The organism is Streptomyces sp. SUK 48, assembly GCF_009650765.1.
GTDB lineage: Bacteria > Actinomycetota > Actinomycetes > Streptomycetales > Streptomycetaceae > Streptomyces.
The window spans coordinates 6,378,453-6,402,707 of the sequence record NZ_CP045740.1 but is presented as its reverse complement, the minus strand read 5'-3'; the positions used below and the strand labels follow the sequence as shown (position 1 = coordinate 6,402,707).

The following is a 24,255-nucleotide window of genomic DNA, read 5'->3' as shown; positions in this document are numbered from 1 at the left end:
CCAGTCACCGCTCGCTCGCCCGGGTCACCGGTGCGAGGTGTACTCCACGACCTGCTGGAAGGTCGGCCGGTTCTGCCAGCTGATGTTGCCGTGCTTGATGCCGCCCAGCGTGCGCTGGACGATCGAGTCGGCGCACCACTGGTCACCGGCGGAGCAGAGGCTGTCGCCCGGGTAGACCTGGGCGGCGGTCATCCCCGCGGCCTGCTTCAGGGTGCTGATCAGGGTGTCGCGGCAGGCGCCCAGGTCCCCGTTGCCGCAGTACTTCGCGGCGAGGGGGCCCTGCACGTTCTGCCCGAGCACCGACCGGATGTCCTTGTCGACATAGCTCCACCAGCCGTACTGGAAGGAGCTTCCGGCGTGCGAGCCGGTCGGTCCGTGCCCGGCGGACGGGGCCTCGTCGACGGACAGGTTGCCGGTCAGCGCGTTGTACAGATCGCTGCCGAGGCCGGGCTGGAACTCGGCCTTGACCAGCAGCGGCCACCAGGCGTCCAGGATGCGGATCGCGTCGGCGTTCGCGTACGTCTTGGAGCCGGCCGAGGTCTCGGTGCGCTGGGCGCCCGCGGTCACCCACGCCTGGAGCTTGTTCACCGCGTCGGCGGCCGCGGAGTCGGTCACCGGCGAGGAGCCGATCACCTGGAGCAGCTCGGGCAGCACGTCCTCGGCGCGCAGGTCGGCGACGCCCGCGGAGGCCATGGCCTGCACCAGCTTGGCGCGGGTCACCCCGCCGGCCGCGACCAGCTTCTTCACCCGGTCGTCCAGCAGATTGGCGCGGTGCACGGAGCCGTCGCCCCAGGAGGCGGTGGTGTAGTCCTTGGCCTGCTTGTTGTTCCAGGAGACGTAGTAGTCCTGGTCGATGGAGTTGGGGTGGGCGGAGGGCGGCGTGTAGTCGGCCGTGTTGGTGTCCGAATTCCAGTTCTTCCACTCGTACGCGGGCTGCGCCCACACCGGGAACTCGGGGTCGACACCGTCCGCGCGGACCGGGTTGTCACCGCTGTTGTAGTAGGCGGTGTGCTGGGAGTCGGCGTAGAACCAGTTGAAGGTGTAGTTGATGTGCTGCGCCGCGCTCTGGAAGTCCTGGGGGCCCTTGATGTAGCCGGGGTCGTTGAGCATCTGGAAGCCGATGATCGAGTCGACCTCGTGCAGGTACGAGGAGCGCAGGCTGGTGTAGGCGACCTTCTTGCCGCCGACGGTCGCCCGGTACTCCACCGGCCCGTACTTGGTGCGCCAGACCCGCATGGTGTACGACCCGGCGGCGGTGCCGTCGGCCAGCGTGGGCGACCAGGAGTTCTTCTGCTCGACCTTGTCCATGGCGGTGCAGGTGCCGTGGTACAGGTAGTGGTAGTCGTCCTGGCACAGCTCGACGGCGTAGGTGTCGATGATGTCCTGGCCGGAGGTGGTCGCGCTCCAGGAGTAGTCCTGGCCCCGGCCGAGTTCGACGTACATGCTCAGGCCCGCGAAGGAGGCGCCGCGGGCGCTGATGCCGGGGCCCTGGATCTCCTGGAGCATGAGCAGCTGCGGCGCGAAGTAACCGGTCTGCGGCCCGAAGACGGCGATCGGATGGCCGCTCGCGGTGTATTTGCCGCTCACCACCAGGGCATTGGACATGCCCCGGTGGGCGGAGCTGAGGTCCGTCTTCGCGGCGCTGGTGGAGGCGCTCTTGGCGGCGGCGGTGGCCGCGCTGCCGGTGCGGTCGTAGACCAGCGGCTCCTGGGTCACCGAGCCGGCGTCGGGCAGCGCCTGCCCCTTGGCGGTGGCGGGCTTGGTGCCGTACGGGAAGCTCTGGCCGCCGTGGACGGTGAGGACGGCCTCGGGGTCGTTGCGCTCGCGGAAGGACTCCCAGACCTTGGTGCCCTGTTCGACGCCGTACTTGTCCTGCGCGGCCATCAGGGAGAGGGCGTTGTTCACCTCTCCTCCGCCGCCGGAGCCGAACAGGGAGCCGATGACCGAGGCCAGCGCCACCAGGTCGGTGATCTTGAAGTGGTCGATGGTGCCGGCGTTGGTGATCGCGTCCTTGTGGCCGGTCAGGTCGTACTCACCGGGGAAGTAGCGGCCGCTGTCGGAGGCGTCGATGTAGGAGTTGATGCCGTCCAGGTAGGCGTCGGCGTCGGCGAGGGCCTGCTGGCCGCGGGCGCCGTTGTTCGCCACGGCGCGGTCGAGCTGCGCCTGGAGGTCGGCCTCGGTGTAGGGCGCGTTGCGGTAGAACTGCTGCTCCAGACCCTGGTTGGCGGCGGCGCCGCCCGCGAAGGAGGTCAGCTGGCCCCGGCCGACGTGCCGGAAGACGTCCATCAGCCAGAGCCGGTCCTCGGCCGCCGCGTACCCGGCGCCGAACTCGGTGCCGTAGCGGGTGGTGCCGGTGATGTGGGGCACACCGGTCTTCTTGTCGCGCACGATCGTCACATCGCCGCGCCCGTTCGGCTTCTCGGTCGAGGCGACCTGGTCGGACGGGACGCCGAACGAGGCGTCGTTGAAGAAGTTGTTGACGGTCGTGTCGCTCAGGCCCTTGTAGCCCGTGGCCAGGTTGGCATACGGGCCGAGCTGGTCCTCGGCGTGCGCGGGCTGGGTGCCGAATGCCTGGTTGAGGAGGATCTGCGCGAGGGTCGCGTTGCCGTTCTCACCGGCCGGCAGGATGTCCGAACACTGGCCGCCGCAGTAGTCGTTCGAGGCGGCCGCGGGGGACGCGGAGGTGGCCGCGCTCGCGGCGCTCTGGGTAATGGGGGAGACAAGTCCGGCTATCAGAACGCATACCGAGGCCGTCTTCAGGAACCCGGGAAGTCTGCGGAACGTTCTCACTCTGTCAAGGGCGGTCCGTGGGGTGCGCCATGGCATGGCAGCTCCTAGCGACTGGGGTGCGCGAACGTTACCGCCGGTATCCCCGAAGTTGAAGATGAACATGCGTCACGTTTTGGAGTTTGCGGCAGGGCCGAACCGAACAAGCGCGAGAAGAGATGGAGCCGAAGCGCCTGTCGATACGTCTATCAGGCGACGTTCGTACGACGACGCCGAAGTAGCCGCGGAACAGGTGCAGGTGTGACGGAGGTGCAGGGCGATGGCCGGTTTCAGGAGTCTGGCGAGACAGGTACGCGATCCGGGCTGCGATCTGGCACTGCGGCGCTATTCGCTGCGCAAGTGCCTTGAGAAGTTCGCCCCTTACGGACATCGGGCGACATGGGACCATCTGTGCGGGCGGGCCGGATTCGGCCCCGAGGACCGCTCCCCCGACCCGGCGCGGCTCGTGGCCGCACTGGAGGAGCTGGAGGAGGCCCGCTCCGTCTGGCTCGGCTACGAGCACGACTTCACCGAGCGCCGCCGCCGCGAGAAGCACGACGGGCTGCGCAGACCGGGCAGCGTGGACGACTGGCACCGGCTGACCTGGGGTGGCTTCGGGGTCGCCTGGTGCGACGACCCGCGGGTGCACCCCTCCGATCCGCTGGCCGAGGTGCTGCGCAGGCTGATCGACGCGCTGGAGCGGAAGCCGGGGGCGAGCTGCCCGGTCTGCGGCGCCGACCGGCTCGCCTGGCGGTACGGCCTCGACCACGAGCCGTCCTCGGGACCCGTGTGCGGCGACTGCGGGATACTCGTTCCGCGCCCGGTGCTCTCCCCGCAGGCGCTGGCGTACGCCCGGCGCGGGCGGCTGCTGATGCCGGCCTGACCGAGCCGGCGAGGACCTCGGCAGGGGAAATGTCCGGGGGCCGCGCAGGGGATGCCGCGCCCCCATGTTCCATCGACTTCGCTCCGCTGACTACACCGGCGGGGACTGGCACCATCGAGACATGGTGCAGGCATGTCTGAACGGAAACCGTACCGCCGAGCACGGCGCGGCCGTCCCGATGTCACCGGGGGACCTGGCGCGCTCCGCCGCGGGCGCCGTCGCGGCCGGGGCCACGGAGATCCATGTCCATCCCAAGTGCCCCTGCGGGCACGACAGCCTCTCCCCGCGTGTCCTGACCCCGGTCCTGGAAGCGCTGCGCGCCGAGGTCGCGGTGCCGATCGGGGTGACCACCGGCGCCTGGGCCGAACCCGACCCCGCCGCACGGCTCGCCCGGGTGCGCTCCTGGCCGGCGCTGCCCGACGTCGCCTCGGTCAACTGGCATGAACCGGGCGCGGAAGAACTGGCCGCCCTGCTGCTGGAGCGGGGCGTGGCCGTCGAGGCGGGCATCTGGTCCGGCACGGACGGCGCGGCCCGCTTCACCGGCTCCCCCCTCGGCCCCCGGGTGCTGCGCGTCCTCGCCGAGGTCACGGACACGGACCCGGTCACGGCCGAGACCTCGGCCCGCACCCTTCTGACCGCCCTGGGCGAGGCCCACGGCCGCCCCCTCCTCCTGCACGGCGAGGAGAGCGGCGCCTGGCCCGTCCTGCGCCTGGCCGGCCGCCTCGGTCTCGCGACCCGCATCGGCCTGGAGGACACCCTGGACCTGCCGGACGGCGAACGGGCCGGTTCCAACGCCCGGTTGGTGGCGGAGGGGCTGCTCCAGTACGGGGCGGCCCGGCGCGCGTCCTAGACCGACGGGACGGTATCAGGCGGGAATCGGGTCGTTCCACGGGTTTGGCGTCCGCGACAGTGGCGGGAGTCGAAGCCGGAAGGAACAGGGGGATCTCCATGTCCACGCTGCGGGTGACCGCCGAGGTGCTGACCGTCCGTGAGCACCCGAACGCCGACGCGCTGGAGCTGGCGCAGGTGGGGCTGTACCGGGCCGTGGTGGCCAAGGGGGCGTTCCGCAGCGGGGAGGCGGCGCTGTACATCCCCGAGCAGGCCGTGCTCCCGGACGAGCTGATCGAGGAGCTGGGGCTGACCGCAAGGCTCGCGGGGAGCGCGGCCAACCGGGTCAGGGCGGTGCGGCTGCGCGGCGAGCTGTCCCAGGGCATCGTGTGCCGGCCGGAAGCGCTCGACGGCGTCGATCTCGCGGCCGCGGCCGTCCGGGGCACGGACTTCGCGGAGCGGCTCGGCATCACCAAATGGGTGCCGCCCATCCCGCCCACCATGAACGGCGAGGTGGAGCAGGCGCCCGAGCTGCTGCCCTGGGTCGACATCGAGAACATCCAGCGCTACCCGGACGTCTTCGCGCCCGGCGAGCCGGTGGTGCTCACCGAGAAGCTGCACGGCTCGGCCTGCCTGCTGACGTACGTCGCCGACGAGGGGCGGGTGCACGTCTCCTCCAAGGGCTTCGGCGCCAGGTCGCTGGCGCTCAGGGAGGACCCCCGCAACCTGTACTGGCGCGCCGTGCGCGCCCACGGCGTCCCCGAGGCCGCCGCCCGCCTCGCCGAACGGCTCGGGGCGCGCCGGATCGGCGTCTTCGGCGAGGTGTACGGCGCGGGCGTCCAGGACCTGACGTACGGCGCCGACGGCCGCCGGGAGACCCTGGGATACGCGGTGTTCGACGTCTCGGCCGAGATCGGGGGCACCGTGCGCTGGCTGGACACCGGCGTACTGGACGGCGAACTGCCGGTGGTGCCCCGGCTGTACGAGGGGCCGTACGACATCGACCGGGTGCTCTCGGTCGCGAGCGGCCGGGAGACCGTCTCCGGCCGCGGACTGCACCTGCGCGAGGGCGTGGTGATACGGCCGGCCACCGAGCGGTACAGCGCGGTGACCGGCGGCCGCGCGATCGCGAAGGCGGTGAGTCCGGCGTATCTGACCCGCAAGGGCGGCACGGAGTACGAGTGACCGGGGCGGGGCCGCCGGGCCCTCGGCTCAGCGGCCCTCCGCCATCAGCCGCGATCCCGCCCGCCGCTGACCGAAGGCGTCGTCCGGGTTGGACAGCACACAGGTGTCCAGCGACAGGCATCCGCACCCGATGCAGTCGGTCAGGTGGTCCCGCAGCCGGTTGAGCTGGGTGATCCGCTCCTCCAGCTCCGAGCGCCACGCCTCCGAGAGGCGCGCCCAGTCCTCCCGGGTCGGCGTCCGCTCCTCCGGCAGCTCGGCCAGCGCGGAGCGGATCGTGGCGAGGGGGATGCCGACACGCTGCGCCGCCCGGATGAACGCCACCCGGCGCAGCGTGTCCCGGCTGAACCGGCGCTGGTTGCCCCCGGTGCGGCGGCTGGCGATCAGGCCCTTGGCCTCGTAGAAGTGCAGCGCGGACACGGCGGCACCGCTGCGCGCGGACAGCTGGCCGACGGTCAGCTCATGGATCTTCTCGGGAATCTGCGGCACTCCTCAGAGCCTAGTCACTCCGTTGACATCGACGCCCCACCCGACCATGCTAAGCAGTTGCTTAGGCAGACGATCGAGAGGCCGGGAACATGGCAGAACCGAGGATCTTCACCTCCCCCGCCGAGCTGAGGGCGGCCGTGGGCGAGCAGCTGGGGCACACCGACTGGCTGGAGGTCGACCAGAAGCGGATCGATCTGTTCGCCGAGGCCACCGGGGACCACCAGTGGATCCACGTGGACCCGGAGAAGGCCGCCGCGGGGCCGTTCGGGACGACCATCGCGCACGGCTACCTCACCCTGTCGCTGCTGCCGCTCTTCGGCCCCCAGCTCATCCGGGTCGAGGGCGTGAGGATGGGCGTCAACTACGGCACCAACAAGGTCCGCTTCCCCGCCCCCGTCCCCGTCGGCTCCCGGCTGCGCGCCACCGCGACGATCACCGGCGTCGAGGACGTCAAGGGCGGTGTGCAGGTCGCCGTCGCCTTCACCGTGGAGCGCGAGGGCGGCGACAAGCCGGTGTGCGTGGCGGAGTCGGTGTCCCGCTACTACCTGTAGGAGTCCGGAGCCGCCGCGGGCCGGGGCTGCTTCGCCCCGACCATCCGCAGCACCAGCTCGGCGTACAGCTCGCCGACCGCCTCCGGCGTACGCGGCCCGTCGATGTTGAACCAGCGGGCCACGTCGATGCACAGCGACAGCACGGCGAGCGTGGTGCCCTGGACGTCCAGCACGTCGAACTCGCCCGCGGCGACGCCGTCCTCGACGATCCCGCGCACCTCGGCATCGACCTGCCGGCGCAGCCCGAGGATCTCGGCGCGGGCCTCGGGGCCGAGGGCGTCGAGCTCGTACTGCACGACCCGGGCGGTGGTGCGCCGGCCGGCGTGCCAGCGGACGAAGGAGCTGACGGCGTCGGCGAGCCGCTCCGTCGCGGGGCCCTCGCGGCGGGCCGCGGTGCGCAGGATGTCGAGGGCCTTGTCGTGACCGATGCGGCTGATCCGGTGGAGCAGCTCTTCCTTGGTCTTGTAGTGGATGTAGAGCGCGGCGGGGCTCATTCCGGCGCGGCCCGCGATGTCCCGGGTGGTCGTCGCGTGGTACCCGCGCTCGGCGAAGGCTTCCACGGCGGCCACCAGCAGCCGCCGGGCCGCGTCAGGGGTGACCTCCTCCCACGGCTCCGCCTCGCCGCCGGTCGTCTCCGCCGCCGTACTCATCGCTCTTACGCCCCTCTCGGTGACCGGAGCACCACCATACCGCCGACGGTGAGCGAGCGCTTAGCGCAGCAGCCCACAGGCCGTGCGGAAGATCAGAGCTTCTCGGCGAAGGGGTCGTGCTCGGCGAGGAGCTTGTCGAGCCGGGCCTGGTCGACCCGGCTGACGATCTGTCCGGCCTCCTGGCGGTCCCGGATCACCTTGGCGAGGGTGAAGGCGGAGGTGACGAGGTACAGGACGGCGATCGCGAGGAACGCGCGCACCCATGCGTCGGTGTCCAGCCGGAAGATGCCGATGGACGTGGCCGCCATGGCGATGGCGAAGGACGCGACGGACTGGCCGTAGAAGGCGGCCGTGCTCTGCTGTTTGACCGATGTGTCACTCATGAGGGAGAGCATCGGCGCAGGCGGCCCGCGCCACATCCGCTCGGCTACTCAGACGGTACTCAGAACGCCGAGACCCCGGTCAGGGAGCGGCCGATGAGCAGCTTCTGGATCTGGCTGGTGCCCTCGTAGAGGGTCATCACGCGGGCGTCGCGCAGGAGTTTGCCGACCGGGTACTCGTCGATGTAGCCGTAGCCGCCGAAGACCTGGAGCGCGTTGTTGGCGGCGCGGACCGCGGCCTCGGAGGCGAACAGCTTGGCCTTGGAGGACTCGACGGCGAACGGCTCGCCGCGGTCGATCAGATCGGCTACCCGCCAGGTCAGCAGCCGGGCCGCGTCCACGTCCACGGCGATGTCGCTGATCAGCTCCTGCACCAGCTGGTGGCGGGCGATCGGCTTGCCGAACTGCTCGCGCTCCCCCGCGTACCCGACGGCCGCGTCCAGCGCGGCCCGGGCTATCCCGACACAGCCCGCCGCCACCGACATCCGGCCCTTGGCGAGCGCGGACATGGCGATCGAGAAGCCCTTGCCCTCCTCGCCCAGCATGGCGGTGGCGGGCACCCGCACGTCCTCCAGGACGAGTTCGGCGGTCGCCTGGCCGCGCAGGCCGAGCTTGCCGTGGATCGGGCGGCGGCTCAGGCCGGGCGTGTCGGCCGGCACCAGGAAGGCGCTCACACCCTTGTGGCCCGGGGCGTCGGTGGAGCGGGCGAAGAGCAGGACGACGTCCGCCCAGGTGCCGTTGGTGATGAACATCTTGGTGCCGTTGACGACGTACTCGTCGCCGTCGCGGACCGCGCGGGTGGTGAGGTTGCCCGCGTCGGAGCCGGTGCCGGGCTCGGTGAGGCCGAAGCAGCCCACGGACTCGCCCGCGGTCAGCCCCGGCAGCCAGCGCCGCTTCTGCTCCTCGTCGCCCCAGGCCGCGATCGTCTTGGCGACGAGACCGAGGGAGACGGAGACGATGCCGCGCACCGAGGAGTCGCCGCGGCCCAGCTCCTCGGTGACCAGGCAGTACGACAGGTGGTCGCCGCCGCTGCCGCCGTACTCCTCCGGGACCGTCAGCCCGAGGAAGCCGATCTCGCCGAGCTTCTTCACGATGCCCCGGTCGACCTCCTCGGCCCGGTCCCAGGCGATCACGTGCGGGGCGATCTCACGGGTCACGAAGTCCCGCGCGAGCCGCCGTACGGCCGCCTGCTCGTCGCTGAGCCCCAGGTTCACCACGAGATCACCTCTCCCTTTAAATTAGCACTGCTAGTTTACAGACGCAGCCCTACTATGTGCGCCATGGCCCGACCGCGCAAGCCCCTGCTCAGCACCGACCGGATCGTCCGGACGGCCCGCGAACTCGTGGACCGGGAGGGGCTGGCGGCCGTCTCCACCCGCCGGCTCGCCGCGGAGCTGGGGGTGAGCGGGCCCTCGCTGTACAACCACTTCCGCACGAAGGACGAGATCCTGGAGGCGGTCGCGGACTCGGTGAGCGCGCTGGTCGACCTGTCGATGTTCGAGGACGGCCGGGCGTGGCGGACCGCGCTGCGCGACTGGGCCGTCTCCTACCGGGCCGCGCTGCGCGCCCACCCCAACATCGTCCCCGTGCTCGCCCGCGGCCCCGGGCGCCGGCCGGCCGCACTGCGGGTGGCGGACGCGGCGTACGGCGCGATGGTCGACGCGGGCTGGCCGCCGGCGCAGGCCACGTCCATCGGGGCGCTGATGCGGTACTTCATCATGGGCTCCGCGCTCGGCTCCTTCGCCGGCGGCTTCGTGGACGACGCGAGCGCGTACGACCCGGCCGACTATCCGCATCTCGGGCAGGCCCATCTCCTCGCGGAACAGCAGGAGAAGATCGACGAGCGGGCGTTCGAGACGGGCCTGAGCGCGCTGCTGGACGGGCTGGCGCAACAGTACGAGCGGGTGGGCCAGGGGGCCTAGAACCGGTGGCGGCACTTCGGTGCCGGCCGAAGTGTTCCGGGCGCATGCTGGGAGGCATGACCAGGATCGAGGACCCCCGGGCCGCGGGGCTCGCGGCGCTGGCCGGGCTGTTCGCGGACGAGACCCGGGCCGTGTGTCTGCTGGCCCTGCTGGACGGGCGGGCCTGGACGGCGGGCGAACTGGCGCGCCACGCCGGGGTGGCCGCCTCCACGCTGAGCGAGCATCTGGGCAAGCTGGTGGCGGGCGGCCTGCTCGCGGAGGACCGCCAGGGGCGGCACCGGTACGTACGGCTGGCGGACGCGCGGGTGGCGACGCTGGTGGAGGACCTCGCAGCGCGGGTGCCCCCGGTGGCGGGGCGGGAGGCGGCGCGTTCCCTGCGCGCGTCGAGCGCGGGGGCGGCGATGGCGCGGGGGCGTACGTGTTACGACCATCTCGCGGGGCGGCTCGGGATCGCGCTGACGGACGCGTTGACCGCGCGGGGGCTGCTGCGCCAGGACACGGGCTTCGCGCTGACGGACCCGGGGCTGGAGTGGTTCGCGGCGGCGGGGATCTCCCTGGCGCCGGGCGGCCGGCGTCCGCTGGCCCGCGGGTGCCTCGACTGGACGGAGCGCCGCCCGCACCTGGCCGGGGTGGCGGGGGCGGCGCTGTGCCGGCACGCGCTGGACGCGGGGTGGTGCGAGCGGATCGGGAGCGGGCGGGCGGTCCGGGTGACCCGGGAGGGGCAGCGGGTGCTGTCCGCGCTGCTCGGCATCGCCCCGGACGCCCTGGGCTGACCGCGCCCCCGCTCCCCTTCCGGGCCGCTCCCCGTCAGAACACCACCAGCGCCCGTCCGCCCTTCCCCGCCCTCATGTTCTCGAAGGCGGCGGGGATGTCCTCCAGTCCGATCCGTTCCGTGACCAGCGCGGCCAGGTCCAGGCGGCCCGCGCGGACATGCCCGGCCAGCACCGGCAGATCCCGGGCCGGGTCGCTGTTGCCGTAGACGCAGCCGGAGAGGGTGCGGCCCCAGTGGAAGAGTTCCAGGGCGTTGAAGGTGACCTGCTGGTCCTTTCCGCCGATGCCGACGACCGTCGTACGGCCGCCCCGCCGCGTGGACTCCCAGGCCGCACGGATGCTGACCGCGCGGCCCGCGCACTCGACGGCGACGTCCACGCCCTGCCTGCCGGTGCGGGCGCGGATCTCACGGGGCGTGGTCGTGGTGGCGAGAAGGAAGTCCGTGGCGCCGGCGGCCCGCGCGAGCTCCTCCTTGGCCGGGGAGACGTCGACGGCGATGATCCGGGACGCGCCCGCGATCCGGGCCGACTGGAGCGTGGCGAGCCCGACCCCGCCCGCCCCGAACACGGCGACGCTCTCACCGGGCCGTACCCGCGCCGAGTGGTGGATCGCGCCGTACCCGGTGAGCACGGCGCAGCCGAGGAGCGCGGCCTCGGTCAGCGGGACACCGTCCGGCAGCGGCAGCACGCAGGACGCGGACACCACGGTCTCCTCGGCGAACGCGGCGACGTTCAGACCGGGGTGCAGCGGGGTGCCGTCGGCGGCGTGGGCGTGGACGGCGGCCGCGCCGTTCAGCGCGTCGGCGCACAGCCAGACCTCGCCGAGCGAGCAGGCGTGACAGGTCCCGCACGCGGGCGCCCAGTTGAGGACGACGGGGTCCCCGGGCGAGACATGGGCGACGTCCGGGCCGACGGCGACGACCGTCCCGGCGCCCTCGTGGCCGAGGACCGCGGGCACCGGCACGCTCATCGTGCCGTCGGACAGGGACAGGTCGGAGTGGCACACCCCGGCCGCCGCGAGCCGGACCCGGACCTGTCCGGGGCCGGGTTCGGGCAGCTCGATGCCGGTTATCTCCAGGGGTGCGCCGACGGCGGGAAGGACAGCGGCTCGTACGGCCATGGCGGGCGGACTCCCTCTAGAACTGGAAGGACTTGGTCTGGAGGTACTCGTCGAGGCCGTGGCCGCCGAGTTCCCGGCCGACCCCGGACTGCTTGTAACCGCCGAACGGCGCGCGCGGGTTGAAGCGGCCGCCGTTGATGTCGACCTGCCCGGTGTCCATGCGCCGGGCGAAGGCCACCGCCTCGTCCTCGTCACCGGCCCAGACCGCGCCGGCCAGGCCGTACACCGTGCCGTTGGCGATGCGCAGGGCGTCCTCCTCGTCGTCGTAGGCGAGGACCGAGAGGACCGGGCCGAAGATCTCCTCCTGGGCGATGGTCATCCCCGGCGTGACATCGGCGAAGACGGTCGGGCTGACGAAGTAGCCCTTCTCGCGCGGCGCTTCGGGCCCGCTCGCGACAAGGCGGGCGCCCTCCGCGACACCCTGCTCGATGTAACCGCGCACCCGCTCCCGCTGCTTGGCGTTGACCAGCGGCCCGATGCGGTCGCCGTACTTGGCGGCGGCGGCCGCGGCCAGCCCGACGGCCTCCTCGTACCGGTCGCGGTGGACCAGCATCCGGGTCCAGGCGCTGCACGTCTGGCCGGAGTTGGACATCACGTTGGCGACGCCGGCGTCGACCGCCTTGGCGAGGTCGGCGCTCGGCAGGATGACATTGGCGGACTTGCCGCCGAGTTCGAGGGCGACCCGCTTCACGGCCCCGCCGGCCAGCGCGCCGATGCGGCGGCCGACGGCGGTGGAGCCGGTGAAGGAGACGAGGTCCACGTCCGGGTGCTCGGCCAGCGCCTGCCCGGCGACCGGTCCGAGGCCGGTGACCAGGTTGAACACGCCCGCCGGGACGCCCGCCTCGTGCATCGCCTCGGCGAACAGCTGGGCGGTGAGCGGGGTGTCCTCGGCGGGCTTGAGGACGACCGTGCAGCCGGCGGCGAGCGCCGGGGCGACCTTGGCGACGATCTGGTGCAGCGGGTAGTTCCAGGGGGTGATCGCGCCGACCACGCCGACGGGCTCGTGCAGGACGGTGGAGTTGCCGACCTTCTCCTCGAAGGGGCGGGTCGCGGCGAGTTCGGCGTAGGTGCCGGCGACCGCGATGGGCAGGCCCGCGTGCACGGCCTCCGAGAAGGCGGGCGGGGAGCCGAGTTCGGCGGTGACCGTCTCGGCGATCTCGTCCTTGCGGGCCGCGAGCGCGTCCCGCAGCGCGGCCAGGCGGGCCGCGCGCTCGGCGGGCGGGGTGGCGGCCCACCCGGGCAGGGCGGCCCGGGCCGCGCGCACGGCGGCGTCCACGTCGTCCGGACCGGCGGCCGGAACCCGGGCGATGACCTGTTCGTCGGCCGGGTTCACGACCTCGATCACCTCGTCCGGACGCGCGGCGGGGCGCCAGCCGCCGTCGATGTACAGACCGTCGTGTGCCTTCATGCTGCTTCCTCCCGGCGGATGCGCGTCGTCCGCCCCACAAACTAGCGGCGATAGTTTTGCGGCGCCAGAGACGCTGGCCGAGCGGACTCACCTGGTCGCGGTGAGATGGGCGAAGACCACCACATTGCTGCTGTACCCGGTGCGCCTGCTGAACAGGCCCCCGCAGGTGAGCAGGTGCAGCTCCGGGCGGCGGGCACGGCCGTACACCTCCTTGTCGGGGAAGCCGGACTTGTCGAAGACCTGTACCCGGTCCACGGTGTAGACCGCGGTACGGCCGTCCGCGCGCCGTGCCTCGATCGTCTTGCCGGGCTTGACCATCGGGAGCGCGGCGAACACCGCGGGCCCCGAGGGGGTGTCGCGGTGGCCGACGGCGATCGCGGTGCCCGCCTCGCCGGGGGTGGCGCCGCCCTCGTACCAGCCGGCCGCCTTGGGCCGGTCGAACGGCGGGGTCTCCAGCTGCCGGTCCTTGCCCAACCGCACCCCGACGATCCGGGCGTCGAGGCCGAGGGAGGGGATGCGCAGGGAGGTGGGCCGGGACCGGGGCAGCGGGCGGGCCGAGCCGGTCGCACCCGGGTCCGCCCCGGCGGCGACGGCCTCCGCGTGGTCCGGCGGGCCGTCGTCCCCGCACCGGCCGACGAGCGTCACCAGGACGGCCGTGAGAGCGGCCGTCCTGGCCAGGCGAAAGGCGCGGGTCCGGTACCAGGGCCTGCGTCTGCGCCTACGCGGCGCCATGGGGGTGACGGCGGCCGCGCCGGACGTACACGGCCCCGCCGACCGCGATCAGGCCCACCGCCGCGGCGGCGCCCACCGGGGAGTACGCGGCCGCGGTGTCGACGAGACCGCCGCCACCGGCGTGCACCCCGCCCTGCGGGCCGCCGTGGTCGCCGCCGCGGTCGCCGCCGTGGTCGCCGCCCTGGCCCCAGCTGGCGTCGTTGTGCTCCTGCTGCTGCTGGTGGTCGTCGATCTGGCCGGGCGCGCCCGGGTTGCCGTTCTCCCGGCAGTTGACCCGGAAGACCTTCTCCTTGAGGGCGCCGGCCACGGTCCAGGTGACCCGGTACTGGCCGTCCGCGAGGCCCAGCGGGTCGGTGTGCCCGGCGCCGCCGGCGAGCTGGATGGTGCCGGTGACGGTGGCGGAGGTGGGCAGCGGGGGCTGCGGCGTGATGGTGTAGGCGATGACCGGCAGGATGTCGAAGTTGACGGCGTCCAGGTAGAACCGGCAGACCGTGGGGTCGTCCTTCGAGACGCCGAAGGGCGTGCCGACCCGGTGGACTCTGATGTCGCCGTTCTCCCCCTGGGCCATGGCGTTCGGTGCCGCCACCCACGACGCACCCGCCGCGGCGAGAGCGGTCAGGACGACGGTGGCGCCGGCGCGGGTACCGGCGGTGCGTGGGAATGTCCGGGTGGGCATACGCATTTCCTCCGAGTCAGATGATTTTCATACAAATCGATCCCATCTGGACTCTGCCCAATGCGCACGACGACCGGCGGCACCGGGGCCCGGCGCGCCGTCAGATATCCCCCTGGCGGAGCAATGTGACGATATGACTAATTAGCGGCCACTGTGGGCTCCACCGGGATGCCGCGGAGGACCGCGTTGCCGGACAGCGGGTCGAGCGGGCTCCCGTCGAGGAGTTGGCCGGCGTTGATTCCCGGCGTGGTGGCGGCGCGCCCGAGCCGGGTGCCGGGGCGGCCGTGGTCCCAGCCGTGCGGCGGGCCGACCACGCCGGGGCGTACCGCGTCGGCGACCTCGGCCGGTGCCGCCGCCTCTCCCCCGGCGCCCTCGACCCGTACCTCCGCGCCGCCCAGGTCACCGGGCCGGTCCGCGTCCTCGGGACGCAGGTGCGGGGTGCGGCGGTTGGAGCCGCCGGTGAGGGGGGGCACGACGGGGTGGGCGGCGCGGGCGGCGCGCGGCCGGGGCAGGCCGGCGGCGAGCGGCGCGGGCGGCAACTCCACTTTGCCGCCGCGGGACTTGAGGGCTCCGGGCAGGCGCGGGCGCACCGGGGGCCTGCCGACCGGTTGGCATGCCGGGGTGCCCCTCCGGCCGGCCGGTCAGTCCAGCAGCCGTGCCAGGTAGGCCCGCAGCAGCTCCCGGGTCTCGCGGATGATCGCCTCGTCGCCCTCCGGGTCGAGCCGGAAGGCCAGTTGGACCAGGGTGTCCGCGCTCTCCACGGCGACCAGGAAGGCCCGCCGCAGCTCCTCGTCCGGGGTGCGGCCGATATAGCCGGCGAGCAGCTCGGAGAGCCGGTCGGCGATCCGGCTGTTGGGCTCCGCCTGGCGGGCGCCCACCGGGATCTGGTTGCCGAAGTCGACCAGGGAGAAGCCGGGCGCGGTGCGCTTCATCGCCAGGTACTCGTCCAGGACGGCGTCCATCGCGGCCCGCCAGTCCCCCGCCGCCGCCCGCTCCAGGCGCCCGGTGACCTGCGCGGTGTACAGCTCCAGATTGCGCTGCGCGAGGGCGTCGGCCATCTGCCGTTTGTTGCCGAAGAAGCGGTAGACGGAGCCGATGGGCACACCGGCGCGCACCGCGACGGCCCGGGTGCTCAGCGCGTCGTAGCCCACCTCGTCGAGGAGTTCGGCGCAGGCGTCGAGAATCCTGGTCAGCCGTTCGGCGCTGCGCCGCTGGACGGGGGCGCGGCGGAGCGGGGTCGCGTGGGGCACGGGCTTCATGATGCCTTTCCGCCGGGGTCCGGTGAACCTGGTCCCAGGGTACGGAGACGCGTGCGCGAATCCCTCAGCCGTCCGGCAGGCGGTCGGCGCTCCCAGGCGTGGGCCCCGGCGGCCGGGTGCCCGACACCGTTATGTCGGCGGTGCTCTGGACCGGCTTGCCGTGCACGGCCCACACCGTGCCGTCGTCGGCGTACAGGCGGGCGGTGACATGGTGGGTGCCGTGCGGGACGAGCCGGGCGGGCAGCCGGTACCGGGGCGTGTACAGGCGGGCGATCCGGCGGCCGTCCACGAAGAGGCAGGCGGGCCCGCGCCCGGTCACCGCGGTGGGGTGCGCGCCGGGTGCGGAGACCCGGAAGTGGCGGAAGGTCAGCCGCACGTCCCAGCCGTCGGCGGAGTCCGGGGTGACCTCGACGCCGACCCCGGGGGCGTCCTTGCCGCCGACCTCGCGCAGAGGGCGTCCGCTGTCGTCGGTGTCGTCCAGGACCTTGCCGACGGGTGAGGGCGCCCCCGCGGCGGCCGCGCCCGCGCTCGCGCCCCCGCCCGGGCCGGGGCCCGTGCCGCCGTGCGCCGTGCCGCAGCCGGCCGTGCCGAGGGGCAGCAGAACGCACACCGCGAGCGCGGCCAGGCGTCCTCGGGTCTCCTTCGTCCACGACATGTGCGCGAGCGTAGAACACGGGGGCGGCCCCGGGAATCCGCCTGAAGTCGGGTTCCCGGCCTACCCCGGAGGGAGGAGGCCCCGCCCTCTTGCGCCGGGCCCCGCTGATTCCTACGGTGTCCCATAGGAATGAACGGACGCAGTCAACAAGCGCGAAGGAGCGTGGGGGCGACCATGAGCGGGGACGCGCGCAAAAGGGCCGAGGGGCTGTCGTATCTGACCGGGTTCGGCAATGAGCACGCCTCGGAGGCGGTGCCGGGCGCCCTGCCCGAGGGCCGCAACGCACCGCAGCGCGCACCGCTCGGGCTGTACGCGGAGCAGCTCAGCGGCGCGGCCTTCACCGAGCCGCGGGCGCACAACCGCCGCTCGTGGCTGTACCGGATCCGCCCGTCGGCCGCGCATCCGCGGTTCACCCGGACGGCCAACGGCTCGATCCGCACGGCGCCCTTCACCGAGGCCGTGCCCGATCCGAACCGGCTGCGCTGGAACCCGCTGCCGGAGCCGGCCGCGGGCACCGACTTCCTCGCGGGCCTGTGGACGCTCGGCGGCAACGGCGACGCGACCCAGCGGGCGGGCATGGCCGTGCACCTGTACCACGCCAACGCCTCGATGGAGCGGGTCTTCTCGGACGCCGACGGCGAGCTCCTGATCGTCCCCGAGCACGGCGGGCTGCTGCTGCACACCGAGTTCGGGCGGCTGCACGTGGAGCCCGCGCACGTGGCGCTGGTCCCGCGCGGGGTGCGGTTCCGGGTGGAGCTGCTCGACGAGTCGGCCCGCGGCTATGTGTGCGAGAACTACGGGGCGCCGTTCCGGCTGCCCGACCTCGGCCCGATCGGCGCCAACGGGCTCGCCAACGCGCGGGACTTCCGTGCGCCGGTCGCCGCGTACGAGGACACCGAGGGCCCGGTGGAGGTGGTGAACAAGTTCTGCGGCAACCTCTGGACGGCCGCGTACGACCACTCGCCGCTCGACGTGGTCGCCTGGCACGGCAACCATGTGCCGTACGTCTACGACCTGCGCCGCTTCAATGTGATCGGCTCGATCTCCTACGACCACCCGGACCCCTCCATCTTCACCGTCCTGACCTCCCCGTCGGACACCCCGGGGCTGGCCGGCGTCGACTTCGTCGTCTTCGCGCCGCGCTGGCTGGTGGGCGAGGACACCTTCCGGCCGCCGTACTTCCACCGGAACGTGATGAGCGAGTACATGGGCCTGATCGAGGGCGCCTACGACGCGAAGGCGGAGGGCTTCGTGCCGGGCGGCGGCTCGCTGCACAACATGATGTCGGCGCACGGCCCGGACCGGGAGACGTTCGACCGGGCGAGCGCGGCCGAGCTGAAGCCGCAGAAGATCGACGACGGCCTCGCCTTCATGTTCGAGACCCGCTGGCCGCTGACGCTCACCCCGGACGCGGCCCGCGCCGACCACCTCCAGGGGGCGTACGACGACGTGTGGCGGGGGCTGACGCGCAACTTCCGCATCTGACGCCTCTGTTGCGCCCGTCGTTCCCGACCCGGTACGGATATCAGCGTGACCTCATTCGCCCCTGACTCGATCGTCCTGAACCGCAAGCTGCCGCTCTGGTACCAGGTGTCGCAGTCGCTGCGCGCCTCGATACTGGGCCGCTCGCCCGCGGACCCGCTGCGCCTGCCCACCGAGGAGCGCCTGGCGGAGCACTACGGCGTGAGCGTGCTGACCATGCGGCAGGCGCTGAAGGAGCTGGAGGACGAGGGGCTGATCAGCCGGCACCGGCGGCGCGGCACGTTCATCGAGCCCGACGCCCGGCGCGGCGCCCCGGTGCGGCTGCTGGGCTCGGTGGACGCGATCGTGGCCCAGCAGTCCGGGATGCGCACCGAGTTGCTGGCGCACGGGCCCGCGCCGGTGCCGGGCGGGCTCACGGACTGCTTCCCGGGGCTGGCCGAGGTGGCGACGTACCACCGGCTGCGCTTCGACGAGCAGACCGGCGAGCCGACCAACCACGCCGTCAACCATGTGCGCCCCGAACTGGCCGAGCGGATCGACCTGGACGATCTGGTCCGCTGGCCGATGACGAAGGTGCTGCGGGACGTCGTCAAGGCGGACATCAGCCGGATCACGGACACTGTGGAGGCCCGGCTCGCCGACCCGGAGACCGCCCGCCTCCTCCAGGTCCCGCTGCTCAGCCCGATCCTGCACTACACGGGCATCACCTACGACACCGAGGGGCGGGTGCTGGACGTGGCGGTGATCCACTACCGGGGCGACCGCTTCTCCTTCACGGTGACCCTGGACGCCACCTGACCCGCCGCGCGCCCTCGGCCCGTACGATGCCCAGCGTGCCGTACGACGACGACGCTCCGCTGCTGGCGGACCTCATGCCGTGGTCCGTCGCACCGCCGCGGCCGGGCCGCGCCTGGCCGACGGCCCCCGATCCGGGCTGTCTGCGGGCCCGCTGGGACGCCCTGCTGGCGGCGGAACTCCCGGACCGCGAGGCGCTGTTCGAGCCGAGCCGGGCCCGCACCCTGCACTCGGCCGTGGGCCAGCTGCCGGGCCGGACCGGCGGCACCGAGCGCCTGGCGCGTGCCGGGGGGCCGTGCGCGGAGCCGGTGCGGGTGCTGGCGGCGCCCTTCGACGAGCGGTGGCTGATCCCGGACCACCGGCTGCTGGACGCGGCCCGCCCGGAGCTGTGGCGGGTGGCGGACGAACGGCAGGTCTTCCTGGTGGAGACCCCCGACGAGCACCATCCGCTGCTGGCCACCGGCCTGCTGCCCACCCTGCGCACCGGGCGCGTCCGGCCCCTGCACCGCCGCCCGGCCGCGGCGGACCCCAACCTGGCGCCCGGCCTCCTGGACCATCTCTCGTCCCGCCTGGACACCCGGGTCACCCCCCTCGACCTGGCGGCCTGGTTCCTGGCCACGGCCCGCCCCGACCGCACCGTCCCGCTGACCGACGACGCGGAACTGTGGTCATCCGGTGTGGCGTCGGGCCGTCGGCTGCTCTGGCTGCTGCGCCGCGACGGCGACCGCCCCAAGCTCCCCGGCGGCCGCCGCCCCTACGTCCGCGCCCCGCTGCCGCCCCGCCCGGCCACCCTCCACTACGACCCCGAGGAGGAGGCCCTGCACCTGGACGAGGGCCGCGTCTCCCCCGTCCCCGCCGGGGCCTGGGAGTATGAGCTGAACGGGGTACGGGTCCTGGAGTCCTGGTTCACCGCCCGCACGGCACCCGGCGCCCCCGGGACCCTGGAGGCGATCCGGCCCGCCGGCTGGCTCCAGTCGTGGACCTCGGAACTGCTGGAGCTGATCACGGTCCTGGCCCTGCTCTCCGAAGTCCGCGCGGAGAGGGCCGGCTTGACGGTCCCCTCCTCGATCACGGCAACCGACCTGCGCCACCGCGCCGTCCTCCCGCCCCCGCCCTCCTCCCGCCGCCCCGCCTCGGTCCTGGACCAACCCGAGGAGGGCCCGGAGGGGCAGTTCGCGCTGCTGTGACGGACGAGGTCATGCGTAGGAGTCGAGGATCCTCGTGAGCGCCCGCTCGAAGACCGCCTCCAGATCGATCGGGCCCGGGTCCTCCGCGAACGCCGCCGCCATCCTCGGGTACTTCCCGGACGCCACCTGCCGGGCCAGATACGCGCCGCGCACCGCGTTCTCCTCGTCCTCCGACCACGGCAGCGCCCGCACCCGCTCGGCGGTGTCCAGCTCATTGCGCACGTACGTCGTCACCACGCCGTTGAGCATGGCGATGAGTTCGAGCTTCGTGCCGTAGCGGGCCTCCAGCGGGTCCAGGCAGGCCAGGCAGTGCTCCAGATAGCGCAGGGTGTGCGGGCTGAACCCGTAGACCGGTGACATCAGGCGCGGCATCCACGGATGCCGGTGCATCAGCGCCCGCGCCTCGTGCGCCACCCGCGTCAGATCCGCCCGCCAGTTGCCGCTCGGCGGCCACAGCGCGTGCTCCGCGCCGACCGCGTCCATCATCAGCTCGTACAGGTCCTCTTTGCGCGGCACGTAGTTGTACAGGGACATCGTCCCGCACCCCAGCTCCGCCGCGACCTGCCGCATCGACACCGCGTCGAGCCCGCGCGCGTCGGCGATCCGCACGGCGGCGGCCGCGATGTCGTCACGCGTGTACGCCGGTCTCGGCCCTCGTCCGGTGCGCTCGGGGCGCGCCCAGATCACCTCGGGTACGGCCCCTCGGACTGCCATGTCATCACCTCGCCCACCATCCTAGTTACGTACACCGTACGTAGTGCGCTATGGTCGACGCATGCCAACTACGTACGCTGTACTTAGTGAAGGTCTGGAGAAGCGCTTCGGCGCCGTCCCCGCCCTGCGGGGGCTCGATCTGGCGGTCCCCCGGGGCACGGTCTGCGGGCTGCTGGGGCCCAACGGCGCCGGGAAGACCACCGCCGTCCGCCTGTTGACGACGCTGGTGCGGCCGGACTCCGGCTCCGCGCGGATCGCCGGACACGACCTGGTCCGGGAGGCGGCCGCCGTCCGGAGACTGATCTCCGTCACCGGCCAGTACGCCTCGGTGGACGGCGATCTGACCGGCCGGGAGAACCTGCGGCTGTTCGCCCGGCTGCACCGGGTCGGGGGGCCGGCCGCGCGCGCCGAGGAGCTGCTGGCGCGCTTCGGGCTCACGGAGGCCGCCGGCCGCAGGGCCGCCACCTACTCGGGCGGTATGCGGCGCCGCCTCGACCTCGCCGTGAGCCTCGTGCGCCGCCCGGAGGTGCTCTTCCTGGACGAGCCGACCACCGGCCTCGACCCGGCGGTCCGCGGCTCCGTCCGGCAGGCGGTACGGGACCTCGCCGCGAACGGTACGACGGTCCTGCTGACCACGCAGTATCTGGAGGAGGCCGATCAACTCGCCGACGACATCGCCCTGATGGACCGGGGCCGGATCGCGCACACCGGATCACCCGCCGGACTCAAGGCGCTCATCGGGTCGTACGCCGAGGCCGTGGTCGCCCACCCGGACGCGCTCGGCGCGGCGGCCGCCGTGCTGGACCGGCTCACCGGCCGGGAGCCGGCGTTCGACCGCGCACGCGCCGCCGTCGGCGTCCTCACCACCGACCCGACCCTGACGCTGCCCCGCCTGGTGCGCGAACTCGACGCGGCCGGCGTCCCCCTGCTGGACGCGAGCCTGCGTCCGCCCACCCTGGACGACGTCTTCCTGCGGCTCACCGGAACCGCGGTCACGTCCCGGACCGAAGCCGGCCCCATCGAGGAGCGAGCCGCGTGAACGCACTGGTGTACGACGGACTCGCCATGACGGGACGGCAGTTGCGTCGGGTCCGCAACAGTCCGGGCCTGACGGTCCTGACCCAGATGATGCCGGTCAACATGCTGCTGTTCTTCGGCTATGTCTTCGGCAGCGCGCTGGCCATGCCGGGCCGGGAGTACCGCGCCTTCCTGGTGCCGGGACTGCTGGTCGCGACGGCGGCGGGCGGCCTGATGACCGGGATGTTCCAGGCCGCCGCGGACACCCACCGGGGCGTGACGGACCGCTTCCGCACGCTACCGGTGAGCCGGGCCGCCGTCCCCCTGGGACAGGCCGCCGCGGACCTCGTCGTCACCGCCCTCGGCACGATCCCGCTGCTCCTGGTCGGGCTCGCGGTGGGCTGGCGGATCGAGGCAACGGTGCCCGAAGCCGCGGGCGCGGTGGGGCTGTTGCTGCTCTTCCGGTTCGCCTGCACCTGCGCCGGCATCCACCTGGGCCTGCTCACCCGCAGCGAGGACGCGGCCGGGCAACTCGGCGCCGCCTCCTTCGTGCTGCCGCTGCTGTCCGACGCGTACATCCCGACCGGCCATCTGCCCGGCTGGCTGCGCACGATCGCCGAGTGGAACCCGATCAGCGCGGTGACCACCGCGCTGCGGGACCTGTTCGGCAACGCGCCCGTGCCACGCGCCGCCGCCTGGCCGGTGGCCCATCCGGTCGCCGGGTCGCTCGCCTGGAGCCTCGCCCTGATCGTGGTGTTCCTGCCGCTCGCGGTGCGCCGTTACAGCCGTGGCGCGTGACATACGCCGTACTGACAGGCCCGCGCGAGGGGGAGATCATCCACCCCATGGAGCACCTCGCGGACCACCCCTCGCGCACCCCCTTGGAAGACCCCCGGGACCCCAGCCGCTGCCGCTGGAGGGGATCACCGTCGTCGCCGTCGAACAGGCCGTGGCCGCGCCCTTCGCGACCCGGCAGCTCGCCGATCTGGGGGCCCGGGTGATCAAGGTGGAGCGGGTGGACGGGGGCGACTTCGCGCGGGGCTACGACACCGCGGCGGGCGGCCTCGCCTCGCACTTCGTGTGGTGCAACCGGGGCAAGGAGTCGCTCGCCCTGGACCTGAAGGATCCGCGCGGCCGGGAGGTCGTACGGCGGCTGGTCGCGGACGCGGACGTGTTCGTGCAGAACCTGGCGCACGGGGCCGCGGCCCGGCTCGGCCTGGACGCGGCCACCCTGTGCGCGGCCCATCCGCGGCTGATCGCCGTGGACATCTCGGGCTACGGCTCCTTCGGCCCGTACGCGGACAAGCGGGCCTACGACATGCTGGTGCAGTGCGAGGCGGGCCTGGTGTCGCTCACCGGGACGCCGGAGCGGCCGGTGAAGGCGGGGATTCCGGCGGCGGACATCGCGGCGGCCATGTACGCCTTCTCGGGGGTGCTGGCGGCCCTGGTGCGCCGGGGCGTCACCGGGCGCGGCGGTCCGGTGGAGGTGTCCCTGCTGGACTCGCTCGCGGAGTGGATGGGCCATCCGCTGCACCACACGATGCACGACGGCGAACCCCCGGCGCGCACCGGACTCGCACATCCCGTCATCGCGCCCTACGACGCCTACCCGACGGCGGACGGCGGCCAGGTGCTGCTGTCGGTGCAGAACGACCGGGAGTGGCGGCGCCTTGCCGAACAGGTCATGGAGCGGCCGGAGTTGGGGACAGACCCGCTGTTCGCGACGAACGCGGCGCGGGTCGCGCACCGGGCGGAGACGGACGCGGCGGTGGCGCGGGCGCTCGGGGCCCTGGACGCGGACGAGGCGCTGGCGCGGCTGGAGCGGGCGGGCCTCGCCTGTGCCCGGCTGCGGGATCTGCGCGAGCTGGCGGAGCATCCGCAGCTGGCGGCCCGGGAGCGCTGGCGTCAGGTGGGTTCGCCGGTGGGGCCGTTGCGGGCGCTGCTGCCGCCCCTCACCCTGCCGGGCGGGGACGAACCGCGGATGGGCGACGTGCCCGCGCTCGGACAGCACACCGGAGCGCTGCTGCGTGCCGTGGGGATGACGGACGACGAGATCGCAGCGCTGCGCCGGGACGGTGTGGCGGCCTGAGCGCGGGCCCGGACGAGGTCCGGAACCGCCGGGATTCACCCGGTGAGCGCCGGACGGGCGCTCAAGGGGATCAGTGGCCGGATCGGGGCCGGATCACAGGCCGGTCGAGGACCGGACTAGTGGCTGCCGAACAGCGAACGACGCAGTCGGCGCAGGGGTGCGAAGAGGGAGACCCGGCGGACCCGCGCGCCCCGGTCGCTGTGCGTGCGCCGAGTGTCCCGCGCCGTCAGCTCCCGCATCAGCGAGGTCGCCTCGACGGTCTTCTGCTGCGGTATCGCGGGACCGCCCAGCACCGCGAGGTGCCGGTCGAGGCGCGAGCTGGTCGCGCTGCTCCCGCAGGTGATCGCAGGGACCCTGGCCCTGCTGCGCACTGTTATCTGTTCCATGTCACTCCCCACCCGTACGAGTCCACCCGGCCCCGGGCAGAGTAACCCTATCTCCCCACCGGGGCACTCGTGTATCGCGCCTTCAGGATTCACCTTCCCCGTAAGGGGGTTGACCATCCCAAGCTGACTACTCTCCGAATCCGACCGGTTTCAGGGCGAGTTGGACAATGAGCTGGCCGACGGCTCGCGCCGGACCGCCGCTCCGGGGCCGCCGTCACGGCGCGTGACGCCCCCTGGGGTGCCGACCCCCTGGTGATCAAGGGCGTGTCGGCCCCGTGGAGCCCCAGGGTGACGACGGGCCCCGGCGGCGGCCC

The 24,255-nt window shown here is 73.2% G+C and carries 25 protein-coding genes and 1 pseudogene; 12 read left to right on the top strand and 14 right to left on the bottom strand.

Annotated features, from left to right (window positions below; translation table 11 throughout):
• Positions 1-24: 24 nt before the first annotated feature.
• Positions 25-2,826, bottom strand: coding sequence for a penicillin acylase family protein (locus tag GHR20_RS28355; protein WP_153814775.1), 2,802 nt, complete (start codon positions 2,824-2,826; stop codon positions 25-27).
• A 220-nt stretch (positions 2,827-3,046) separates the two neighbouring features.
• Between GHR20_RS28355 and GHR20_RS28350 the strand changes: the two genes are divergently transcribed.
• From GHR20_RS28350 to GHR20_RS28340, 3 genes are all read left to right on the top strand, one after another.
• On the top strand, positions 3,047-3,649 hold the full coding sequence (locus GHR20_RS28350; protein ID WP_111585162.1) for a hypothetical protein: 603 nt from the start codon (positions 3,047-3,049) through the stop codon (positions 3,647-3,649).
• A 121-nt stretch (positions 3,650-3,770) separates the two neighbouring features.
• Entirely contained in the window at positions 3,771-4,499 is a 729-nt protein-coding gene (locus GHR20_RS28345) for a 3-keto-5-aminohexanoate cleavage protein (RefSeq protein ID WP_153814774.1), read from the top strand.
• A 98-nt stretch (positions 4,500-4,597) separates the two neighbouring features.
• Positions 4,598-5,662 carry an RNA ligase (ATP) gene (locus GHR20_RS28340; RefSeq protein ID WP_153814773.1) on the top strand — a complete coding sequence of 355 codons (1,065 nt, stop codon included), beginning with the start codon at positions 4,598-4,600 and terminating at the stop codon, positions 5,660-5,662.
• Between the two features lie 27 nt (positions 5,663-5,689).
• On the opposite strand, the gene soxR is transcribed toward GHR20_RS28340, so the two are convergent.
• The gene (gene soxR / locus GHR20_RS28335; RefSeq protein ID WP_153814772.1) at positions 5,690-6,148 is read right to left on the bottom strand and encodes a redox-sensitive transcriptional activator SoxR; all 459 of its coding nucleotides are present in this window, start codon (positions 6,146-6,148) and stop codon (positions 5,690-5,692) included.
• A gap of 89 nt (positions 6,149-6,237) precedes the next feature.
• Between soxR and GHR20_RS28330 the strand changes: the two genes are divergently transcribed.
• Positions 6,238-6,699 carry a MaoC family dehydratase gene (locus GHR20_RS28330; RefSeq protein ID WP_153814771.1) on the top strand — a complete coding sequence of 154 codons (462 nt, stop codon included), beginning with the start codon at positions 6,238-6,240 and terminating at the stop codon, positions 6,697-6,699.
• Here GHR20_RS28330 and GHR20_RS28325 read toward each other — a convergent pair.
• From GHR20_RS28325 to GHR20_RS28315, 3 genes are all read right to left on the bottom strand, one after another.
• Positions 6,690-7,349 carry a TetR/AcrR family transcriptional regulator gene (locus tag GHR20_RS28325; RefSeq protein ID WP_148027553.1) on the bottom strand — a complete coding sequence of 220 codons (660 nt, stop codon included), beginning with the start codon at positions 7,347-7,349 and terminating at the stop codon, positions 6,690-6,692. The two genes, GHR20_RS28330 and GHR20_RS28325, sit on opposite strands and share 10 nt — an antisense overlap.
• A gap of 92 nt (positions 7,350-7,441) precedes the next feature.
• Positions 7,442-7,732, bottom strand: coding sequence for a YiaA/YiaB family inner membrane protein (locus GHR20_RS28320; protein WP_148027552.1), 291 nt, complete (start codon positions 7,730-7,732; stop codon positions 7,442-7,444).
• Between the two features lie 59 nt (positions 7,733-7,791).
• Entirely contained in the window at positions 7,792-8,943 is a 1,152-nt protein-coding gene (locus GHR20_RS28315) for an acyl-CoA dehydrogenase family protein (protein WP_153816163.1), read from the bottom strand.
• A 66-nt stretch (positions 8,944-9,009) separates the two neighbouring features.
• On the opposite strand from GHR20_RS28315, the gene GHR20_RS28310 reads away from it, so the two are divergent.
• Together GHR20_RS28310 and GHR20_RS28305 are read left to right on the top strand one after the other, a co-directional pair.
• The gene (locus GHR20_RS28310) at positions 9,010-9,651 is read left to right on the top strand and encodes a TetR/AcrR family transcriptional regulator (RefSeq protein WP_148027551.1); all 642 of its coding nucleotides are present in this window, start codon (positions 9,010-9,012) and stop codon (positions 9,649-9,651) included.
• Positions 9,652-9,707: 56 nt separating this feature from the next.
• Entirely contained in the window at positions 9,708-10,424 is a 717-nt protein-coding gene (locus tag GHR20_RS28305) for a winged helix-turn-helix domain-containing protein (RefSeq protein WP_153814770.1), read from the top strand.
• Positions 10,425-10,458: 34 nt separating this feature from the next.
• Here the strand turns inward: GHR20_RS28305 and GHR20_RS28300 are convergent, their stop codons facing one another.
• From GHR20_RS28300 to GHR20_RS28270, 7 genes and pseudogenes are all read right to left on the bottom strand, one after another.
• Entirely contained in the window at positions 10,459-11,541 is a 1,083-nt protein-coding gene (locus GHR20_RS28300; protein ID WP_153814769.1) for a Zn-dependent alcohol dehydrogenase, read from the bottom strand.
• Positions 11,542-11,557: 16 nt separating this feature from the next.
• Complete coding sequence (locus GHR20_RS28295; RefSeq protein WP_153814768.1) at positions 11,558-12,949, bottom strand: aldehyde dehydrogenase family protein; 1,392 nt, start codon at positions 12,947-12,949, stop codon at positions 11,558-11,560.
• An 87-nt stretch (positions 12,950-13,036) separates the two neighbouring features.
• Positions 13,037-13,681 (bottom strand): class F sortase, encoded by a 645-nt coding sequence (locus GHR20_RS28290; RefSeq protein ID WP_153814767.1) that lies wholly within the window; start codon positions 13,679-13,681, stop codon positions 13,037-13,039.
• Positions 13,668-14,357: a hypothetical protein gene (locus GHR20_RS28285; protein WP_153814766.1), complete on the bottom strand. Its 690-nt coding sequence runs from the start codon at positions 14,355-14,357 to the stop codon at positions 13,668-13,670. The genes GHR20_RS28290 and GHR20_RS28285 overlap by 14 nt, the downstream gene beginning before the upstream one ends.
• Positions 14,358-14,494: 137 nt before the next feature.
• Positions 14,495-14,950 (bottom strand): annotated as a pseudogene (locus tag GHR20_RS28280) (molybdopterin dinucleotide binding domain-containing protein); the annotation flags it as partial.
• Between the two features lie 48 nt (positions 14,951-14,998).
• Positions 14,999-15,616: a TetR/AcrR family transcriptional regulator gene (locus GHR20_RS28275; RefSeq protein WP_111585151.1), complete on the bottom strand. Its 618-nt coding sequence runs from the start codon at positions 15,614-15,616 to the stop codon at positions 14,999-15,001.
• Positions 15,617-15,680: 64 nt separating this feature from the next.
• On the bottom strand, positions 15,681-16,271 hold the full coding sequence (locus GHR20_RS28270) for a hypothetical protein (RefSeq protein WP_111585150.1): 591 nt from the start codon (positions 16,269-16,271) through the stop codon (positions 15,681-15,683).
• Between the two features lie 174 nt (positions 16,272-16,445).
• Here GHR20_RS28270 and hmgA point away from each other — a divergent pair, with 174 nt between their 5' ends.
• From hmgA to GHR20_RS28255, 3 genes are read left to right on the top strand one after another with little or no spacing between them, the layout of a single operon-like run.
• Positions 16,446-17,756, top strand: a complete 1,311-nt coding sequence (gene hmgA, locus GHR20_RS28265) for a homogentisate 1,2-dioxygenase (RefSeq protein ID WP_153814764.1) — start codon at positions 16,446-16,448, stop codon at positions 17,754-17,756.
• 45 nt (positions 17,757-17,801) lie between these two features.
• Entirely contained in the window at positions 17,802-18,551 is a 750-nt protein-coding gene (locus GHR20_RS28260; protein ID WP_111585148.1) for a GntR family transcriptional regulator, read from the top strand.
• Between the two features lie 26 nt (positions 18,552-18,577).
• Positions 18,578-19,735, top strand: a complete 1,158-nt coding sequence (locus tag GHR20_RS28255; RefSeq protein ID WP_153814763.1) for a type ISP restriction/modification enzyme — start codon at positions 18,578-18,580, stop codon at positions 19,733-19,735.
• Positions 19,736-19,744: 9 nt separating this feature from the next.
• Here the strand turns inward: GHR20_RS28255 and GHR20_RS28250 are convergent, their stop codons facing one another.
• Positions 19,745-20,449, bottom strand: a complete 705-nt coding sequence (locus GHR20_RS28250) for a TetR/AcrR family transcriptional regulator (RefSeq protein ID WP_111585146.1) — start codon at positions 20,447-20,449, stop codon at positions 19,745-19,747.
• A 61-nt stretch (positions 20,450-20,510) separates the two neighbouring features.
• Here GHR20_RS28250 and GHR20_RS28245 point away from each other — a divergent pair, with 61 nt between their 5' ends.
• The 3 genes from GHR20_RS28245 to GHR20_RS28235 all read left to right on the top strand — a co-directional run bounded on the left by GHR20_RS28245 (position 20,511) and on the right by GHR20_RS28235 (position 23,555).
• Positions 20,511-21,488 carry an ATP-binding cassette domain-containing protein gene (locus GHR20_RS28245; protein WP_153814762.1) on the top strand — a complete coding sequence of 326 codons (978 nt, stop codon included), beginning with the start codon at positions 20,511-20,513 and terminating at the stop codon, positions 21,486-21,488.
• On the top strand, positions 21,485-22,264 hold the full coding sequence (locus tag GHR20_RS28240; protein ID WP_194859013.1) for an ABC transporter permease: 780 nt from the start codon (positions 21,485-21,487) through the stop codon (positions 22,262-22,264). The genes GHR20_RS28245 and GHR20_RS28240 overlap by 4 nt, the downstream gene beginning before the upstream one ends.
• 109 nt (positions 22,265-22,373) lie before the next feature.
• On the top strand, positions 22,374-23,555 hold the full coding sequence (locus GHR20_RS28235; protein ID WP_153816161.1) for a CaiB/BaiF CoA-transferase family protein: 1,182 nt from the start codon (positions 22,374-22,376) through the stop codon (positions 23,553-23,555).
• A gap of 116 nt (positions 23,556-23,671) precedes the next feature.
• On the opposite strand, the gene GHR20_RS28230 is transcribed toward GHR20_RS28235, so the two are convergent.
• Positions 23,672-23,941 (bottom strand): hypothetical protein, encoded by a 270-nt coding sequence (locus GHR20_RS28230; RefSeq protein ID WP_111585143.1) that lies wholly within the window; start codon positions 23,939-23,941, stop codon positions 23,672-23,674.
• Positions 23,942-24,255 lie beyond the last annotated feature (314 nt).